The 16221-nt window shown below is 72.4% G+C and carries 20 protein-coding genes; 13 read left to right on the top strand and 7 right to left on the bottom strand.

Features of this window, described 5'->3' with window-relative positions; genetic code table 11:
* Positions 1-2 precede the first annotated feature (2 nt).
* The 4 genes from phnE to AB0300_RS02650 are packed head-to-tail and all read left to right on the top strand — an operon-like array spanning position 3 to position 4653.
* Positions 3-1715, top strand: a complete 1713-nt coding sequence (gene phnE / locus AB0300_RS02665) for a phosphonate ABC transporter, permease protein PhnE (RefSeq protein ID WP_366215392.1) — start codon at positions 3-5, stop codon at positions 1713-1715.
* Positions 1712-2851: a TIGR03364 family FAD-dependent oxidoreductase gene (locus tag AB0300_RS02660; protein ID WP_366215391.1), complete on the top strand. Its 1140-nt coding sequence runs from the start codon at positions 1712-1714 to the stop codon at positions 2849-2851. The genes phnE and AB0300_RS02660 overlap by 4 nt, the downstream gene beginning before the upstream one ends.
* The gene (locus tag AB0300_RS02655; protein WP_249521618.1) at positions 2848-3555 is read left to right on the top strand and encodes an HAD family hydrolase; all 708 of its coding nucleotides are present in this window, start codon (positions 2848-2850) and stop codon (positions 3553-3555) included. Before AB0300_RS02660 ends, AB0300_RS02655 begins: the two co-directional genes overlap by 4 nt.
* 9 nt (positions 3556-3564) lie before the next feature.
* Positions 3565-4653: an alcohol dehydrogenase catalytic domain-containing protein gene (locus AB0300_RS02650; RefSeq protein WP_366215390.1), complete on the top strand. Its 1089-nt coding sequence runs from the start codon at positions 3565-3567 to the stop codon at positions 4651-4653.
* Between the two features lie 4 nt (positions 4654-4657).
* Here the strand turns inward: AB0300_RS02650 and AB0300_RS02645 are convergent, their stop codons facing one another.
* Positions 4658-5167, bottom strand: coding sequence for a CinA family protein (locus AB0300_RS02645; protein ID WP_062633002.1), 510 nt, complete (start codon positions 5165-5167; stop codon positions 4658-4660).
* 266 nt (positions 5168-5433) lie between these two features.
* On the opposite strand from AB0300_RS02645, the gene AB0300_RS02640 reads away from it, so the two are divergent.
* On the top strand, positions 5434-6111 hold the full coding sequence (locus AB0300_RS02640) for a DUF6766 family protein (protein ID WP_062765430.1): 678 nt from the start codon (positions 5434-5436) through the stop codon (positions 6109-6111).
* On the opposite strand, the gene AB0300_RS02635 is transcribed toward AB0300_RS02640, so the two are convergent.
* On the bottom strand, positions 6087-6620 hold the full coding sequence (locus tag AB0300_RS02635) for an FHA domain-containing protein (protein ID WP_062765427.1): 534 nt from the start codon (positions 6618-6620) through the stop codon (positions 6087-6089). The genes AB0300_RS02640 and AB0300_RS02635 overlap by 25 nt on opposite strands.
* Before the next feature lie 198 nt (positions 6621-6818).
* On the opposite strand from AB0300_RS02635, the gene AB0300_RS02630 reads away from it, so the two are divergent.
* From AB0300_RS02630 to AB0300_RS02620, 3 genes are all read left to right on the top strand, one after another.
* Entirely contained in the window at positions 6819-7157 is a 339-nt protein-coding gene (locus AB0300_RS02630) for an ATP-dependent DNA ligase (RefSeq protein ID WP_366215389.1), read from the top strand.
* A 112-nt stretch (positions 7158-7269) separates the two neighbouring features.
* Positions 7270-8169, top strand: coding sequence for an SDR family oxidoreductase (locus AB0300_RS02625; protein WP_025102487.1), 900 nt, complete (start codon positions 7270-7272; stop codon positions 8167-8169).
* A 59-nt stretch (positions 8170-8228) separates the two neighbouring features.
* A complete protein-coding gene (locus tag AB0300_RS02620) occupies positions 8229-9146 on the top strand; it encodes a DMT family transporter (protein ID WP_062632992.1) in 918 nt (305 codons plus the stop codon).
* A 22-nt stretch (positions 9147-9168) separates the two neighbouring features.
* Here AB0300_RS02620 and yidC read toward each other — a convergent pair whose 3' ends face one another.
* Together yidC and AB0300_RS02610 are read right to left on the bottom strand one after the other, a co-directional pair.
* Positions 9169-9933 carry a membrane protein insertase YidC gene (gene yidC, locus AB0300_RS02615; RefSeq protein ID WP_249521614.1) on the bottom strand — a complete coding sequence of 255 codons (765 nt, stop codon included), beginning with the start codon at positions 9931-9933 and terminating at the stop codon, positions 9169-9171.
* Between the two features lie 63 nt (positions 9934-9996).
* Positions 9997-10269 carry a DUF6412 domain-containing protein gene (locus tag AB0300_RS02610; protein ID WP_062765409.1) on the bottom strand — a complete coding sequence of 91 codons (273 nt, stop codon included), beginning with the start codon at positions 10267-10269 and terminating at the stop codon, positions 9997-9999.
* A 93-nt stretch (positions 10270-10362) separates the two neighbouring features.
* Between AB0300_RS02610 and AB0300_RS02605 the strand changes: the two genes are divergently transcribed.
* From AB0300_RS02605 to AB0300_RS02595, 3 genes are read left to right on the top strand one after another with little or no spacing between them, the layout of a single operon-like run.
* Positions 10363-11400, top strand: a complete 1038-nt coding sequence (locus tag AB0300_RS02605) for a DUF561 domain-containing protein (RefSeq protein ID WP_366215388.1) — start codon at positions 10363-10365, stop codon at positions 11398-11400.
* Positions 11401-11431: 31 nt separating this feature from the next.
* Positions 11432-11689 carry a type II toxin-antitoxin system prevent-host-death family antitoxin gene (locus AB0300_RS02600; RefSeq protein WP_025102482.1) on the top strand — a complete coding sequence of 86 codons (258 nt, stop codon included), beginning with the start codon at positions 11432-11434 and terminating at the stop codon, positions 11687-11689.
* A complete protein-coding gene (locus AB0300_RS02595; protein ID WP_062765400.1) occupies positions 11686-12075 on the top strand; it encodes a type II toxin-antitoxin system VapC family toxin in 390 nt (129 codons plus the stop codon). The genes AB0300_RS02600 and AB0300_RS02595 overlap by 4 nt, the downstream gene beginning before the upstream one ends.
* Before the next feature lie 11 nt (positions 12076-12086).
* Here the strand turns inward: AB0300_RS02595 and purU are convergent, their stop codons facing one another.
* Positions 12087-12938 (bottom strand): formyltetrahydrofolate deformylase, encoded by an 852-nt coding sequence (gene purU / locus AB0300_RS02590; protein WP_126893265.1) that lies wholly within the window; start codon positions 12936-12938, stop codon positions 12087-12089.
* An 83-nt stretch (positions 12939-13021) separates the two neighbouring features.
* Between purU and AB0300_RS02585 the strand changes: the two genes are divergently transcribed.
* Together AB0300_RS02585 and AB0300_RS02580 are read left to right on the top strand one after the other, a co-directional pair.
* Positions 13022-14236: a cation:proton antiporter gene (locus AB0300_RS02585; protein ID WP_062632981.1), complete on the top strand. Its 1215-nt coding sequence runs from the start codon at positions 13022-13024 to the stop codon at positions 14234-14236.
* Positions 14233-14703, top strand: a complete 471-nt coding sequence (locus tag AB0300_RS02580; protein WP_303708803.1) for a glutaminase — start codon at positions 14233-14235, stop codon at positions 14701-14703. Before AB0300_RS02585 ends, AB0300_RS02580 begins: the two co-directional genes overlap by 4 nt.
* A gap of 2 nt (positions 14704-14705) precedes the next feature.
* Here AB0300_RS02580 and AB0300_RS02575 read toward each other — a convergent pair whose 3' ends face one another.
* Both AB0300_RS02575 and AB0300_RS02570 read right to left on the bottom strand, forming a co-directional pair.
* On the bottom strand, positions 14706-15422 hold the full coding sequence (locus tag AB0300_RS02575; RefSeq protein WP_366215387.1) for a GMP synthase: 717 nt from the start codon (positions 15420-15422) through the stop codon (positions 14706-14708).
* A 40-nt stretch (positions 15423-15462) separates the two neighbouring features.
* Positions 15463-16212: a LysR substrate-binding domain-containing protein gene (locus AB0300_RS02570; protein ID WP_366215386.1), complete on the bottom strand. Its 750-nt coding sequence runs from the start codon at positions 16210-16212 to the stop codon at positions 15463-15465.
* Positions 16213-16221: the final 9 nt, after the last annotated feature.

Below are 16221 nucleotides of genomic sequence, written 5' to 3'. Positions count from 1 at the left end.
CGATGGGCTCAGCGAACCAGGGCGGAGGGAGCGTCGCGGAGCGGGCGCCGAAGCGGCCGCTCTCGGCGGAGCGCATCGCGGCGGGGCTCACCCTCGTCGTCCTCGTCGTGCTCGGCATCGTCGCGGTGCGGGACGTGGGTATCTCGATTCCCGCGATGGTGCAGAGCTGGGGCAACGCCGAGAATTTCCTCGCCCGGGTCGGCGGACTCTCCTTCCCCGCGCCGGCCGACCTCGCCTGGCTCATCGCCCTGACCGTCGGCCTCGTGCTCGTCGGCACGCTGCTGGCGGCCGTGCTCTCCGTGCCGATCGCCTACCTCGCCGCTGCGAACACCACCCCGGGCGCCGGCTGGCGCGCGGCGGCCCGCTTCCTCGGCGTCCTCACCCGTGCCCTGCCGGACGTCGTGCTGGCCATGGCCTTCGTGCTGATGTTCTCGCTCGGCACGCTGCCCGGCATCCTCGCGATCGGCATCCACTCGATCGGCATGATCTCCAAGATGTTCGCGGATGCCATCGAGCAGATCGACGAGGGGCCGCGTCTCGCGATCCGCGCCGCCGGCGGCTCGAAGCTCCAGGAGTTCACGGCGGGCATCCTCCCGCAGGTGCTGCCGAGCTGGGTGGCCACGGTGCTGCACCGCAACGACATCAACCTGCGCGGAAGCGTCGTGCTCGGCTACGTGGGCGTCGCCGGCCTCGGCCTCGAGATGTCCTATGCGTTCAAGGCGCTGAACTACGGCAAGGGTCTCGGGATCGCGCTCGTGATCTTCGTGCTGTGCATCGTGATGGAGATAATCTCGAGCACGGTGCGGGGCGCGATGCTCGGTGAGCAGAAGCAGACCCGTTCCTGGATGGACCGGATCGTGCACCCGCGCCTGCGTCGGCGGTCGCACGCGCCCGCCGAGGGCCGCCCGGCGTGGGCGGCGAGCCCGGAGACCGCGGTGCGTCGTCCGTGGACCGCGCAACGCGTGCACCACACCGCGGCCGGTGTCGTCGCGCTCCTCGTCGTGGTCGGCAGCGTCGTCGTGAGCCAGATCACCTGGTCCGACCTGTTCACCTTCTGGGCGAAGCTGCCCGACGTCGCCGCCCGCTTCTGGCCCCCGTCGTTCGGCAGCTACGACACGGTCGCGATGCTGGAGGCCATGCGGGAGACCGTCGCCATCGCGCTCGCCGCCACCGTCCTCACGCTCCTGCCCTCGCTGCTGCTCGGCTCGTTCGCCGCGCGCAACGTCGCCCCGCACGCGGCAGCGCGCGGCACCGCCCGTCTGCTGCTCGTCGGCATCCGCGGCATCCCCGAGCTGATCCTCGCCATCGTCCTCGTCGTCATCACGGGTCTCGGCGCGCAGGCCGGCGTCATCGCGCTCGCGATCGGCGGCATCGGTCTGCTCGGCAAGCTCATCGCCGACTCCTTCGAGGAGGTCGACCGCGGCCCTGAGCGCGCGCTGCGGGCGGTGGGCGCCACACGGATGCAGACGTACACGTCGGCCACGCTGACCCAGGGCACCCGAGCCCTCATCGGGCACAGCTTCTACATGCTCGACACCAACATCCGCGCGGCCACGATCCTCGGCATCGTCGGCGGCGGCGGGGTCGGCTACTACCTGCTAAACGCCAGCCAGGGCTCGCGCTACGAGACCGTCACCGCGATCGTGCTGATGATCCTCGTCACCGTGCTCGCCGTCGAGGGGCTCGCGATGTGGATGAGGAAGGTGTTCCGATGACCGGGGCGAAGCAGAATCCCGACCTCGTCGTGGTGGGGGCCGGGATCGTCGGTCTCGGCGCCGCCTTCGCCGCCGTGCGCCGCGGGCTCCGGGTCGTCGTCGTCGAGCGCAGCGCCGCCCCGACCGGCGCCACGATCCGCAACTTCGGCCACCTCTGCATCGGCGCGCAGGGCGGAGAGGCACGGCGATACGCGGATGCCTCCCGTGAGCTCTGGCTGCAGCTCGCCCGGGACGCGGGGTTCTGGCTCCGCGAGTCGGGAACGCTCGTGGCCGCCCGCCACGAGGACGAGCTCGCCGTGCTCTCCGCGGCGGCGCAGGACGGCGGCATCCGGATGCTGGAGGCCGCCGTCCTCCTGCGCCGTGCGCCGCTGCGCCGGGACGGGCTCGTCGGCGGTGCCCTCATCGAGGCCGACCTGCAGACGGACCCGCGCACGGCGGCGACCGCGATCGTGCGCCACCTGACGGCACAGGGCGTCGAGTTCCGCTTCCGCACTGCGGTGACGGCCCTCGGCGCGGGACGGGTGGAGACCACGCGCGGGGCGATCGACACCGGGGCGGTCGTCGTGGCCGTCAACCACGACATCGACCAGCTCCTGCCCGAGGTCGCGGAACGGCACGGGGTCGTGCGGTGTGCGCTGGACATGATGCGGGCGGCCGTCTCCTTCCCGCGACCGTTGACCGCGCCCCTGCTGACCGGCTGGTCCCTCATCCGGTACGGGCGGTTCGCCGACAGCCCCGAGGCCCGCACCCTCCGCGAGCGCCTGCACGCCGAGCGGCCCGACCTCGCGGCCCTCGATCTCAATCAGATGTACACGCAGCTGCCGGACGGCACGCTCATCCTCGGAGACTCCCACGCCACCGACGCCGCCCCGTCGCCGTTCCAGCCGGAGGCCGCGTTCACCGCGTTCCTCGACGAGGCCGAGGCCCTGTTCGACGGGGCGGCGCCGCGGGTCATCGAGCGGTGGCAGGGCGTGTACGCGAAAGCCCCCGGCGAGTTCCTCGTCGACCGCGGAGATGACGGCGCCCTCGTGCTCGCCGCGACCACCGGCATCGGCATGACCTGCGGTCTCGGGCTCGCCGACCTGCACCTCACCGCCGCCCTCGGCGGCACCCCTGCTCTGGAAGGAACGCCATGACCACTCCGATCGAACTCGTCGTCCTCGACATGGCCGGCACCACCGTCCTGGACGACGGCGTGGTGGAGCAGGCGTTCCAACGCGCCGCCGAGCGCACCGGCGTCGCCGCGCGGCTGCCCTGGGAGGATGCCCTCGACTACGTCCGGGAGACGATGGGGCAGTCCAAGTTCGACGTCTTCCTCCATCTCGCGGGCGGCGATGCGAGCGCGGCGCGGCAGGCCACCGCGGCGTTCGAGACCGCATACGCCGAGATCGTCGCCGAGAGCGGCGTCGCGGAGATCCCTGGAGCGGCGGACGCGATCCAGGGGCTGAAGGACGCGGGGCTGACCGTCGTCCTCACCACCGGATTCGCTCCGGTCACGCGACAGGCGCTCATCGACGGGCTCGGGTGGGGAGGACTCGTCGACCTCGCCCTGTCTCCGGTCGATGCCGGCCGCGGACGCCCCGCGCCCGACCTCGTCCTCACCGCCCTTCTGCGGACGGGCGCGTCAGCGGTGCAGGCTGTGGCCGTCGCCGGCGACACCGTGAGCGACGTCGATTCCGGCCGTCGTGCGGGGGCGGGCTTCGTCGCGGGGGTCCTCACCGGGGCGCACGATCGCGCGGCGCTGAGCGGAGCGGGGGCCGACGTCGTGCTGTCCGACGTCACGGCGCTGCGGACAGCGCTGGCGCAGCGCGAGCTCCTTCCTGCCGTCGCCTCCGTCTGAGGTCGTGTCATGGGAACGGTGCTGATCCGCCCACCCGGCCACCGGAGGGACGTCGCGCTGCGCCCCGCAGCCACCGCGATGGTCTGGATCGGCGAAGGCCACCCGCACGAGACCATCGCCGTCCCCGGGGTCGCGCTCGGTGATCGGGACGTGCTCGTCGCGGTGGAGATGTCGACGATCTGCGGATCGGACGTGCACACCGTGCAGGGCCGCCGGTCCGCGCCCGCGCCCCTCGTCCTCGGGCACGAGAGCGTCGGTCGGGTCATCGCGCTGGGCGACGACGGTGCGGAGGCGGTGGACGGGACCCCGCTGCGGATCGGCGACCGCGTGGTGTGGTCTGTCACGGTGTCGTGCGGCACCTGCGATCGCTGCCGGCGCGGCCTCACGCAGAAGTGCCGGGACCTCGGCAAGTACGGCCATGACCGCGTCGGGGCGCACGGCGACCTGACCGGAGCCTTCGCCAGTCATGTGCAGCTGCGGGCCGGCACCGCGATCGCGCGCGTACCGGAGGCGCTGCCGGCCGCGGTGCTGGCTCCGGCCGGCTGCGCGACGGCGACGGCATGGGCGGCCGTGGCGCGAGCGGCGCGTGACATCGATCTCGACGGTGCCGCGGTGCGCATCCACGGTGCAGGACTGGTGGGGATCAGCGCCGCGGCGATCGCGGCCGAGCACGGGGCCGTGGTCGAGGTGCGCGATCCAGACGACGATCGCCGTGGCTTCGCCGCCCGCTTCGGAGCCACCGCGCTCGACCGTGACCCGGACGTGGTCATCGAAGCCTCCGGGCATGCCGTCGGGGAGGCGCTCGCCGGCGTCGCCGTCGGCGGCACGGTCGTCCTGGTCAGGAGCGTGTTCCCGGCGACGCCCGTCCCGCTGGAGGCGGAGGATCTCGTCCGCCGTCTCGTCACGGTGACCGGCGTGCACAACTACGGCGCCGACGACCTCGCGGCAGCGGTGTCGTTCCTCGCGGGGCGCGGGCGCGCCTATCCGTTCGCCGAGGCCGTGGGCGCCGTGCGACCGCTGCCCGACATCGACGCCGCTCTCACGGAGGCTGCGGTGCCGGGCGCCCCGCTGCGGGTGGGTCTGGTGCCGGGCCGCTGAGCCCTCAGTCGGAACCGGTGCGCCGGGGCCCTGCGGGATGGAGTCCCTCGGCGTGGAAGGCGAGCAGGCGCACCGCGGCGTCGACGCTCGCCGACAGGATCTCGTCCGGGTCACCGGTCAGGGCCAGCCTCCGGTGCCCGGCGTCGTCGGCGGTGGCCCAGCCGAGGTACACCGTGCCGGCGGGATGACCGCCCTCCGGACCGGGCCCGCCCACCCCGGTCGTCGAGACGCAGATGTCGGCGTCGAAGAGCTCCCGTGCGCCCCGGGCGAGCTGCTCGGCGCAAGCGGCGGACGTCGGGTCGGTCCCCGGGGTCAGCCCCAGCACCCTCTCCTTGACCTCCGTGAAGTACGCGACGATGCCGCCGGCGAACCACCCCGACGCCCCTTCGCCCGCACCGATCGTGTTCGCGAGGCGTCCGGAGGTGAGCGACTCCGCCACGCTCACGCGCAGACCTCGGCTGCGGGCGAGCTCGCCGAGGTGCTCGAGGTCGGGGGTCTCGTTCGGTGCGGTCATCGGGGCGCTCCTCTCGTCGGTTCCCCCTACGCTACGGACCCCGCGGCGCCCTGTCGCAGGGGATTGACAACGACGCCCGCGTCAAGCCCCTGGAGGGCCGTCGCCCGGCGCGCCATCGTCGAGGAACGTCACACCGACGAAGGAGGCGGACATGGCGGAGGATGCGCGGGACACCGCAGGGATGCGGGCGGTCTTCTGGATCTGGGCGGGGATCATCAGCGTCGGGCTCGCCGTGATGATCGGCCTGCCGCTGGGAGGGCGATGACATGCGCTCGCGGATCAAGGACCACGCCCTCAGCCTCTTCTTCCTCGCCCTCTTCGTGCTGGCTCTGGCCGGACAGGCCGTCGCCGGCTACCTCCGGAACAACGACGAGCTCCTCGACCACGGGCAGCCGACGATCGGCTTCGGAGACTTCCTCTGGTCGTCCGACTTCGCGGTCGACGTCGCCGAGAACTGGCAGTCGGAGTTCCTGCAGTTCTTCCTCTTCATCGCCGCGACGATCTGGTTCGTGCAGAAGGGCTCCCCGGAGTCGAAGAAGCCCGGCGACGAGGGGCCGGGCAGCGATGCCGATCAGCTCGTCGGCGCGCACGCCCGCCCGGACTCTCCGCGGTGGGCCCGGGCGGGCGGGTGGCGAGCGGCGGTGTTCGGCAACTCGCTGCTGCTCGTGATGGGGGCGGTTTTCGTGCTGTCCTGGCTCGCGCAGTCGCTCGCCGGGACAGTGGTCATGAACGAGGAGAACGCGATGCACGGCCTCGCCGCGATCACCTGGGGCGACTACGTGACCAGCTCCGACTTCTGGGACCGCACCCTGCAGAACTGGCAGTCCGAGTTCCTCGCGGTGGGGACGATGGTCGCGTTCGCGATCTACCTCCGCCAGCGGGGGTCAGCGGAGTCGAAGCCCGTCGGCACCCCGCACCATCAGTCGGCCTTGGAGTCCGACTGAGACCGCTCGTCGTTGACGTCGGCCTGGGACAGCCGCTCGTCGTCGGCGTCGTAGCCCGCACGCGCCTCCTGCAGCGGCTGGTCGGAGTACTCGCCGCCCTGGCGTCCACCGAACGGACGGCCGTGGTCGGCGAACTCCTCGCGGGCGAAGACCAGCTCCCACGGGCCCACCGTGAAGCGCGATCCGGTACGCAGCGTCTCCGTGCGGTCGCCCGGGTGGGTCGCGTCGGCATCGGGGTTGGAGTTCATCTCACCGTCGGCGTGCAGGGTCACCACGTACTCGTCACGGTCGTCGTGCACGACCGTCGCGTGCACCGGCTCGGTGTCGGCGAGGCGCAGCTCGTTCCCGGCGGCCGATCCGATGCGGACCTCCTCCATGTCGAGCGCGAACTCGGTGCGCTCGTCGTCGCGCCGCACGCGCAGTCGCGGGTTGCCCGCGCCGCGCTCGGCGTGGGTTGTGCCGGGCGTGTAGCCCTCGTCGGGACGGTCGTCGATGTGGCGGTCAGTCATGGCGGTGCCCTCCTCGGGTGTCGATGATTCGAGGCTAATCGCCGCGCGGATCGCGCGCAGGGCCTTGACTTCGACGCGCGCATCGCCCTCCGGGGCTGATTTGCCGTGCGCCCCGCCCGAGGGCTTACCCTCTACCCATAGGCCGATCCCGGCAGTGTCCGCCGGGCTGAGGACCACCCGACCGAGGAGCATCACCCGATGGGCAAGTTCATCTACGAAGGCAGCGTGAAGACCGAGATCGAGGACCGGGCACTCACGCACCTGCAGCTCGTCATCACGGCCAAGCTGCGTCGCGGCGAGCCGTTCCCGTTCAACTGGCGCGAGGACGCCAGCGTCGGCGGCGGCCGGACCACCGTCTGGATCCAGCCGGGCAGCTCTCTCGTCTTCAAGTACTTCGGCAGCCGCCAGCCCGCGGTCAACCGGGCCTGGGTCGAAGCGCTCGCCTTCACCGCGAATTCCCCCAGCGGGCTCTACCTCGTCCCCGAGCCCGCCGAGGGCGCCGAGCCCCCGCACGGCGACGTCCCCTCCGCCGGCTGACACCTGCTGTCGCGGAGACCGCCCCGGGCTGTCAACCCCCTGCCGTCCCTCCTCCGGACCCACGAGGCTCGATCACGACCTGATCGACAGCCCCATGACAGGAGGAGCGGACATGACCGACACCACCCGCGACGGCGGCCTCACCGACCCCCGACACGCCCACCACGAGGACGGGTTCCCGGCGCAGAGCCAGGACCAGCCGGGCCTCACCGAGAAGACGACCCCGGAGCCGGACCACGGCGAGCAGTCCTACGTCGGCCACGGCCGGCTCGAGGGACGGCGCGCTCTCATCACCGGTGGTGATTCCGGCATCGGACGGGCGGTCGCGATCGCCTTCGCCCGCGAGGGTGCCGACGTGGCCATCGTGCACATGCCCGAGGAGCAGGCGGACGCGGAGGAGACGCTCGCGCTCGTCCGCGAAGCCGGTCGCACCGGCGTCAGCATCCCGGGCGACGTCCGCGAGGAGGCCTTCGCGACCGATGCGGTGCACCGTGCGCGTCGCGAGCTCGGCGGACTCGACGTGCTCGTGCTCAACGCGGCCTATCAGCACGACATCGACGGCTTCGAGAACCTCGACACCGAGAAGATGCGCCGCGTGTTCGACACGAACCTCGCCGGCCTCGTCTTCTCGGCCCGGGCTGCGTTCCCCGACCTCGAGCCGGGATCCAGCATCATCGTGACCTCGTCGGTGCAGTCGGCGCAGCCGTCGCCGGGACTCATCGACTACGCCATGACGAAGGCGGCGCAGGTCGCGTTCGTCAAGGCGCTCGCGGAGGAGGCCGGGCCGCGCGGCGTGCGCGTCAACGCCGTCGCGCCGGGGCCGATCTGGACGCCGCTGATCCCCGCGACCGGGTGGGGGCCCGAGCGCCTGGAGACGTTCGGTCAGGACACCCCGCTCGGACGCGCGGGGCAGCCTGCGGAACTCGCCGGTGCCTACGTGTACCTCGCCTCGGCGGAGTCGTCGTACGTATCCGGCGCGGTCCTCGCGGTGACGGGTGGCAAGCCGCTCTGATCCGCGCGAGGACGGCACAGGCGGCGGGGAGGCAGGGGCCCGCCGCCTAAGCTTGTCTGGTGCAGAGACCCGCGGCATCCGGCCCCCTCGTGGGCGTCGCGCTCGTCATCGGATCCTGCCTCTCGCTGCCGTTCGGCGCCGCGGTGGCCGCGCAGCTCTTCCCCGTGCTCGGGCCGTGGGGCGTGACGTCGCTCCGCGTCGCGATCGCCGCGCTGCTGCTGGTCGTCATCGTGCGCCCGCGGCCCCGCGCCTGGACCCGGTCGCAGTGGCTCGCCGCCGTCCTGTTCGGGGTGTCCCTGGCCGCGATGAACGGGTTCTTCTACGCGGCCATCGACCGCATCCCCCTGGGGCCCGCCGTGGCCATCGAGTTCCTCGGTCCGCTCGTGCTTGCCGCCGTGCTGACCCGCCGTCTCGCCGACGCAGTCTGGGTGGGGGTGGCCCTGCTGGGCATGGCGCTGCTCGGGGTCGACGGCCTCGTCGGCGCCGAACCCCTCGATCCGCTGGGCGTCGTCTTCATCCTCATCGCGGCCGGATTCTGGGTCATGTACATCCGGATGAGCGCGCGTGTCGGCGCCCTCATCCCCGGCAGCAGCGGTCTCGCGATGGGACTCGTCGTTGCGGCGGTGCTCCTCATCCCCGTGGGCGTGCCCGCGGCGGCGACGGTGGCGCTGGATCCGCAGCTCCTCCTGCTCGCGGCGGTCACCGCGGTGCTGTCGTCCGTGATCCCCTACAGCTTCGAGCTCGCGGCGCTCCGCCGGCTCCCGCAGCGGGTGTTCGGCGTGCTGCTGAGCCTGGAGCCCGCGTTCGCGACCCTCGCCGGGTGGCTCATCCTCGGACAGGACGCCACGCCGCTGCGGCTGCTCGCGGTGGCGCTCGTGATCGCCGCGAGCGTCGGGACGACGCTGGGCGTACGCCGCGACCGGAGGGGCGACGGCCCCGCGGGACCGTTCACCGCGCCGATCCCGCTTCCCGACTGACGCCCCTCCGGTCGGGCGGCTCTCATGCCCGGACGGCCACCGGCTGCGGCAGCGGGTAACGGCGGCGCAGCATCACCCGCTGCACGAGGGTCCACACCACCGTGACCGTGAGGTAGAGCGCGGCGGCGAGGGGGACGAAGGCCGCGAAGACCGCGGTGAGGTAGTGCAGCGCGGCCATCATCCGGAGCATGCCGGGGGAGCTGAGCGGAGAGTCGTCGCCCTCGACGGGGGCCGGTCGGAACACCCGCCGGGTGACCTCGGCGACGGCGATCATCACGGCCAGCAGCACGCCGAAGACCGCGAACGTCGCCGGGGTCGCGGTGCCGCCGAACAGGGCCGACACTAGGCTCGTGCCGAGCGGGGCGCCGAAGAGGTCGTGGGTGAGCAGCTCGTTCGGGTGTCCGGCGATCTCCGGTCGCAGGAACAGCGTGTAGAGCAGGCCGACGACCGGTGCCTGCGCCAGCACGGGCAGCATCCCGGCGAAGGGCGAGGTGTTCTCGGCGCGGTAGAGCGCCATCATCTCCTGCTGCAGGCGCTCCGGATTCTTCCGGTGGCGCTGCTGCAGCGCGCGCAGCTTCGGGGCGAGGCGGGCCCTGGTCTGCTCGGCTCGGGCCTGGGAGATGCCGACGGGGATGAGGAGGGCGCGCACGAGGAGGGTCACCAGGACCACGGCGAGGGCGGCGGCGGAGGGGCCGGCGAGGGGTTCGAGAAGGGTGGAGAGGCCGTTCAGGGCACCGTAGGCGGCGTCCAGGAGCGCGGCGAGGGGAGGGAAGGCGAAGATGTCCACGGGAAGGTCCGTTCGATGAGGTCGGGAGGGTCGGCGAAGGCCGCGTGGTCCCGGTCGGACGGACTACGCGGCGGTCGCGACTCCCGGCGCTCGCGGACGAGGGTGTCCGGCGGCATCCGGATCGCTCTGAGGCAGGAGGGTTCCGACATCGATCGCCCGCAGCGGGTGCGGGGCATCGGCGGAGGCCTGGTGGCGCACGCTCAGCACGAGCGCGAGTGTGAGGACCGTGACGGCGAGCAGCGCGATCGCGAGGCCGAGCGCGGCGGCATCCGGCACCGTCACGAGACCGATCGCGGCCGCGACGAAGCCGAGCATCTGCCCGAACCACTCGCTCATGCCGCGAGCTTACCCCGTTCGAATCGCCTGAATTGCTGTATCCGGGCCGCCGATGGAGCCATTCAGGCGATTCGAAGGGCGTACGGTCGGGGTATGGCGACAGAACTTCTGGGAGTCGAGCATCCGATCGTGCTGGGACCGTTCGGGGGGAGCTCGTCGGTGGCGCTGACGGCGGCGGTGAGCGCGGCCGGCGGGCTGGGGTCGTACGGGCTGTACGGCTACGACGGCGACCGGATCCGCGCCGTCGGGGCCGAGCTGCACCGCGCCACCGACCGGCCCTTCGCCCTGAACATCTGGCTGCCCCTGGGGGACGAGGTCGCGCCGAACCCGCAGCACGCGGTCTTCGCCCAGGCGCTGGAGCCGTTCTACGAGGCCGTCGGGGTTCCGGTGCCGGCCCGGCCCGAGCGCTACGTCCCCGAGCTCGACGAACAGCTCGACGCGGTGTGGGAGGTCGCCCCGGCCGTGCTGAGCGTGGTGTTCGGGGTGCCGTCCGCCGCTCTCGTCACCGAGGCCCGCGACCGCGGCATCCGCGTCGTGGGCACCGCCACCACGGTCGCGGAAGCCGTCGCGCTCGCCGAGGCCGGAGTCGATGCGGTCGTCGCCTCGGGATCCGAGGCGGCCGGGCACCGGGTGTCGTTCCTCCGCCCCGCGGCCGAGTCGCTCGTGGGAACCGTCGCGCTCGTGCCGCAGGTCGTGGACGCGGTCGACGTGCCCGTCATCGCCGCCGGCGGGATCGCGGACCGCCGCGGGGTCGCTGCGGCCTTCGCCCTCGGCGCCTCCGGCGTGCAGGTGGGGACGGCGTTCCTCGCGACCGCCGAGTCCGCCGCGACGGCCGCGCACCGCGACGCCATCCGGACCACCGCCGCCGACGAGACCGTGCTGACCAGGGCGATGAGCGGACGCCTCGCCCGCGGAGCCCGCAACCGCGCGGTGCGGGCGATCGAGGCGAGCGGCACGATCGCCCCGTTCCCGATGCAGAACTGGCTCACCGGACGCTTCCGCACGGCGGCAGGGGAGCAGAATCTCGGCGAGCTGCAGTCGCTGTGGATGGGGCAGGCCGCCCCTCTCGCGCGCGGGACCACCGCTGCCGAGGTCTTCGCAGAGCTCGCGGCCGGAGTCCCCGGCCGGTGAGGAACGCCAGGTTCCTGGCTAGAATGGCGTCATGTCCACGCAGAACGTCTTGGAGGCGCGCAACAACCTCTCGCGCCTGATCGCCGAGTCCCAGGCGGGTGAGGACGTGGTCATCACGAAGCGGGGCACTCCGGTCGCCCGTCTGGTCCCCATCGGTCCGGTCGACGTGGTGCGGAGCGGCCGCCTCCTCGTCGAGTGGATCGAACAGCATCCGCTTCCGCCCCGGCTCGCTCGGACCGCCGAGGAACTGGACGCGCAGGTCGCCGAGAACCGGGACGCCTGGGAATGATCTATCTCGACTCGTGCATCCTCATCTACGCCATCGAGGACCGCGGTCCGAGGGGCGATGCCGTGCGGCAGGCACTCCGCGACGTCGATGACGAGGTGGCGTCGAGTCCGCTGGCGCTCCACGAATGCCTCGTGCTCCCCGCCCGCGAGCGCAATCCGGAGCTCCGTGACCGGTACCTGGCTCTCTTCGAGCGGATGGAGATCGTCGCGCTCGATACGACCGCGTTCGTCCGATCGGCCGAGCTCCGTGCCGACTTCGGCCTGAAGACCCCGGACGCGCTGCACCTCGCCGCCGCCCAGCTGTCGGGGTGCACGGAGCTGTGGACGAACGACAAGCGCCTCGCCGCCGCGTCGCACGGGCTCGCCGTGGACATCCTCGACCGCTGAGCGGCGGAGCGCTATAGGATGACGGTCGAGCGGCCGTGCACGATCACCCGGTCCTCGGCGTGCCACTGCACGGCCCGGGCCAGCACCAGACGCTCGACGTCGGCGCCCCGGCTCTGCAGCTCGGCCGCGGACTCGGAGTGCGTGACCCGCGTGACGTCCTGCTCGATGATCGGCCCCTCGTCGAGGTCGGCCGTGGCGTAGTGCGCCGTGGCCCCGATCAGCTTCACGCCGCGCTCCTTCGCCCTGGCGTAGGGGTTCGCGCCGATGAACGCGGGCAGGAACGAGTGGTGGATGTTGATGACGGGGGCTTCGAGGCGCGTGATGAAGTCGTCGCTGAGGATCTGCATGTACCGGGCGAGCACGACGAGGTCGACGTTGCCGCGGAGCAGGTCGAGCTGACGCTCCTCCATCGCCTGCTTGTCCGTCGACGGGATGTGCACGAACGGCACTCCGAAGGAGCGGACGGCCTCGGCGAGGTCGGGGTGGTTCGAGACGACCATGGTGATGTCGATGTCGAGCTGACCCCGCTGCGTGCGCCACAGCAGCTCCATCAGGCAGTGGTCGTACTTCGACACGAAGATCGCCACGCGCTTGCGGCGGGCGACGTCGTGCAGCGACCACTCCATGCCGAAGCGATCGGCGACCGTCGCGATGTCGGCCTCCAGCGCGGGGCGCGCGGCGGCCAGCCCGTCGAGGTGGATGACGGTGCGCTGGAAGAACCGCCCGCCCTCGGAGTCGGTCGAGTGCTGGTCGAGCGAGATGATGTTGGCCCCGTGCTGGGCGAGCACGCCGGCGACCGCGGCGACGATGCCGGGCTGGTCGTCGCAGGCGATCAGCAGGCGGGCGGTATCGGGCTGGGTCATGGCTGCTCCTCGGGGTGTGCATCGATTCTGCCGTGCCGCGCGGGTGGGGAGCGAATCGCCCACAGCGTCGCTACCCTGAGACCGTGGATGCGAGCGACGTCGGACTGGTGCTGATCCCGCTGCTGGCGGTGGCCGCACCGCTTCTGGCTCGCGGCGTCCGCCCGCTCGTCCGGGTGCCGATCGTCGTGTTCGAGCTCGTCCTCGGGATCCTCGTCGGCCCCGCCGTGCTCGGCTGGGTCGAACCGGGCCCCCTTCTGGAGAAGCTCAGCGACTTCGGCCTGGCGGTGCTGTTCTTCGTCGCCGGCTCGGAGATCGACTTCCGCCAGGTGGCCGGGAAGCCCCTCGCCCGGGCGTCGCTGGGCTGGCTGCTCAGCGTGCTGCTGGGCATCGGGCTCGGGTTCTTCTTCGCCCCGGGCGAGGGCATGGTCGTCATCGGGATCGCGTTGAGCTCGACCGCTCTCGGCACGCTGATGCCGATCCTGCGCGATGCGAAGGAGCTGGACACCCCGTTCGGCCGTGCCATCAGCACGATCGGCGCCGTGGGGGAGTTCCTGCCGCTGATCGCGATCTCGATCTTCCTCAGCACCCGGACGACGCCCCTGGCCACGGCGGTGCTGCTGACCTTCGTCGTGCTGGCGGGACTCGCCGTCCTCGTCGCGCACCGGGTGCCCCACGGGCGCCTGCACGGCATCGTGCGCGCGACCCTCCACACCTCCGACCAGTTCGGGGTGCGCTTCGTGATCCTCCTCATCGCGGCCCTCGTCGGCCTCAGCGTGATGCTCGACCTGGACATGCTCCTCGGCGCCTTCGTCGCGGGGGCCATCTGGCGCATCATCATGGCGCGGGCGCCCGAGAAGGATGCGGCGGAGGTCGAGAGCAAGATCGAGGGTCTGGCGTTCGGCTTCCTCGTCCCGGTGTTCTTCCTCTACACGGGGGTGACCTTCGACCTGCAGGCGCTGCTGACGTCTCCCTCGGCGATGTCCCTGGTGCCGGTGTTCCTGCTGGCGCTCCTGGTGATCCGCGGATCGGCCGCCCAGCTGTCCGCCCCGGCGGGCGCGAGCGGACGCGACCGCGCCGCGCTCGGCCTGCTCGCAGCCACCGGGCTGCCGATCATCGTCGCGGTCACAGCGATCGGCGTGGATCAGGACATGCTCGACTCCGGGACCGCGGCCGCGCTGGTCGGGGCGGGCATGCTGTCGGTGCTCCTGTACCCGCTGATCGGGATGACGCTGCGGGGCGATCGTGCGCAGGTCGCGGGCCCGCGCCTTGCCGACCAGACCACGCTGGGGGAGCTGTGACCACCGCCTCCGCCCTGCTGACCCAGGCCGTGCAGGATCTCGCCGGTGCCCCCAAGGAGGGGCTGGGCGAGGAGAAGGACTCGCGCTGGCGCGGGCGTCGGATCGTCCGTGTCGGCGAGGCCTGGCACCTCGGCGTCATCCTGCTCACCGACACGCATGCCCTGGCGACGGCGGAGGTGCTCCGCGCGGCGGACCCGGGGCGTCGGGGATACACCGCCGAGTCGGCGCGCGCACGGGCCGAGCGCCGGGCCCTCGCCCTGCGCGGCGGCTTCCACGAGGGGGATGTCGTGCACGTCGGCTGGAGCGTGATCGACGTCGACGCGGTGGACGCCGGAGGCTGCTCCGGTCCGCTCGCCCTCCTTGACGGCGTGCCGTCGGTGCGCTGGAGTCAGGCGGGCGGTTTCATGCCGCTGGATGCCTACCTGCGCGAGCGCATCCCGCTGCTCCGCGGTGATGCCCCGGCCTGATCTCAGCCGAACAGCTCGGCGAAGCGGCGGAGCAGAGCGGCGCCCTCGGTGACCGAGGCCGCGAGGACCTCCTGCTGCACCGCGTCGAACTGCGCCGGATCGAAGTACCCCGTCGTGCGGTAGAACGTCATCCGATCGGCGAAGTCGCGCGGCGTCGGCTCGGGATGGAACTGCGCGGCGTACAGGTGCGTCCCCACCCGGTAGGCCTGCACGGGGCAGGCCGCGTTGGTGGCGAGCAGCACGGCCCCCGGCGGAGTCGTCGCGGCGCTCTCCTTGTGCGCGGTGAAGACGGTGAGCGCGGGGCCGGACGGGCCGAACACGGGATCGACGGCGCCCTCCGGTGTCGTCTCGATGACCGTCGCGCTCGCCGGCTCCGGCATGGTCGTCACGACCTCGCCGCCGAGGAGCCGGGTGAGCACCCCGATGCTGAAGCAGGTGAAGAACGCGGCGATCCGCTGTTCCCGTGCCGCATGGGCGAGCGTCTCCAGGTCGGCCTCCACGCGCCGCTGCACCGGGGTCTTCTCGACGTCGGTGACGTTGAAGGGAGAGCCGCCGACGACGACGCCGCGGTATCGATCCAGGTGGGCCTCGGTCAGCGGCTCGTGCAGCAGATCGAGACGATCGACCACGTCGACTCCGAGCGCCCGCCGGAACGAGACGTGCTCGGCATCCGCCGCCCCGGTCTCGGGTCGCACGCAGACGTAGAGAAGCGAGGCCATCAGGCGATTCTAACGAGGGGGAGGGTGCCGGCCCGACGGCTCAGCGCGAGGAGTTCGCGGTGCGGCCACGGACGATCCCGACGAACGTCTCCACATCGGGCGTCGTGCGGGCACGGGGCCAGGCGAGTGCGACCGTCGAGACCGGGCCGTCGGCGAGGACCCGGTAGTCGGCGTCCTTCCGGTGGTGCAGTCGGGCCAGCGACATCGGCACGAGGACGATGCCGACACCCGTCGCCGCCGTGGCGATCGCGTCGGCGGTCGACAGGGGGCCGCCGCGTGAGGGGATGGTGCCCGGCACCTCCACCGGCCCGAGCACGTCGTCGGACAGGGAGTGCAGCACCTCGCCGTCGAGGTCGGCGGTCGTCAGCTCGTCCGCCGCGAGCAGGTGCGAATCGGTCGAGGCCACGACGACCGGGACCTCGTCGTACAGCGGGATGACGTGCAGGGCGTCGTCGTCCAGCGGGAGGCGCACGAGGGCGGCGTCGAGATCGTCGAGCGCCTCTCGCTGCCCGGAGACCTCGATCGGGACGAGTTCGAGGGCCACGTGGGGCAGGCGCCGCTTCCACGTGTCGATCCACTTGCCCGGCGTCGCTCCGGGCACGGCGCCGAGGCGGAACGTCCGCGGCTCCTCGGGTGCGGCTGCCGGTGCGTCGAACACCACCTTCTCGGCGCGGGGTGCGCGGCGCGGGGCCGGCTTCCCCTGGCGTGAGCCGCCGCCCGCGGCACGACCCCGGTGGGCGGGTGAGCCCTTGCCGGAGCCCTTCGCGGGTCGTCGTCCCTGGTGCGCCATGGGATCCAG

This window comes from Microbacterium sp. NPDC078814, from assembly GCF_040702645.1.
Lineage (GTDB): Bacteria > Actinomycetota > Actinomycetes > Actinomycetales > Microbacteriaceae > Microbacterium.
The sequence above is the reverse complement of the archived record's forward strand: the minus strand, read 5'-3'. Positions and strand labels throughout refer to the sequence as shown.

Excerpts from the sequence above, each read along its gene's own strand:
- phnE (WP_366215392.1), top strand. The coding sequence starts at position 3 with ATGGGCTCAGCGAACCAGGGCGGAGGGAGCGTCGCGGAGCGGGCGCCG.
- AB0300_RS02660 (WP_366215391.1), top strand. The coding sequence starts at position 1,712 with ATGACCGGGGCGAAGCAGAATCCCGACCTCGTCGTGGTGGGGGCCGGG.
- AB0300_RS02655 (WP_249521618.1), top strand. The coding sequence starts at position 2,848 with ATGACCACTCCGATCGAACTCGTCGTCCTCGACATGGCCGGCACCACC.
- AB0300_RS02650 (WP_366215390.1), top strand. The coding sequence starts at position 3,565 with ATGGGAACGGTGCTGATCCGCCCACCCGGCCACCGGAGGGACGTCGCG.
- AB0300_RS02645 (WP_062633002.1), bottom strand. The coding sequence starts at position 5,167 with ATGACCGCACCGAACGAGACCCCCGACCTCGAGCACCTCGGCGAGCTC.
- AB0300_RS02640 (WP_062765430.1), top strand. The coding sequence starts at position 5,434 with ATGCGCTCGCGGATCAAGGACCACGCCCTCAGCCTCTTCTTCCTCGCC.
- AB0300_RS02635 (WP_062765427.1), bottom strand. The coding sequence starts at position 6,620 with ATGACTGACCGCCACATCGACGACCGTCCCGACGAGGGCTACACGCCC.
- AB0300_RS02630 (WP_366215389.1), top strand. The coding sequence starts at position 6,819 with ATGGGCAAGTTCATCTACGAAGGCAGCGTGAAGACCGAGATCGAGGAC.
- AB0300_RS02625 (WP_025102487.1), top strand. The coding sequence starts at position 7,270 with ATGACCGACACCACCCGCGACGGCGGCCTCACCGACCCCCGACACGCC.
- AB0300_RS02610 (WP_062765409.1), bottom strand. The coding sequence starts at position 10,269 with ATGAGCGAGTGGTTCGGGCAGATGCTCGGCTTCGTCGCGGCCGCGATC.
- AB0300_RS02605 (WP_366215388.1), top strand. The coding sequence starts at position 10,363 with ATGGCGACAGAACTTCTGGGAGTCGAGCATCCGATCGTGCTGGGACCG.
- AB0300_RS02600 (WP_025102482.1), top strand. The coding sequence starts at position 11,432 with ATGTCCACGCAGAACGTCTTGGAGGCGCGCAACAACCTCTCGCGCCTG.
- AB0300_RS02595 (WP_062765400.1), top strand. The coding sequence starts at position 11,686 with ATGATCTATCTCGACTCGTGCATCCTCATCTACGCCATCGAGGACCGC.
- purU (WP_126893265.1), bottom strand. The coding sequence starts at position 12,938 with ATGACCCAGCCCGATACCGCCCGCCTGCTGATCGCCTGCGACGACCAG.
- AB0300_RS02575 (WP_366215387.1), bottom strand. The coding sequence starts at position 15,422 with ATGGCCTCGCTTCTCTACGTCTGCGTGCGACCCGAGACCGGGGCGGCG.
- AB0300_RS02570 (WP_366215386.1), bottom strand. The coding sequence starts at position 16,212 with ATGGCGCACCAGGGACGACGACCCGCGAAGGGCTCCGGCAAGGGCTCA.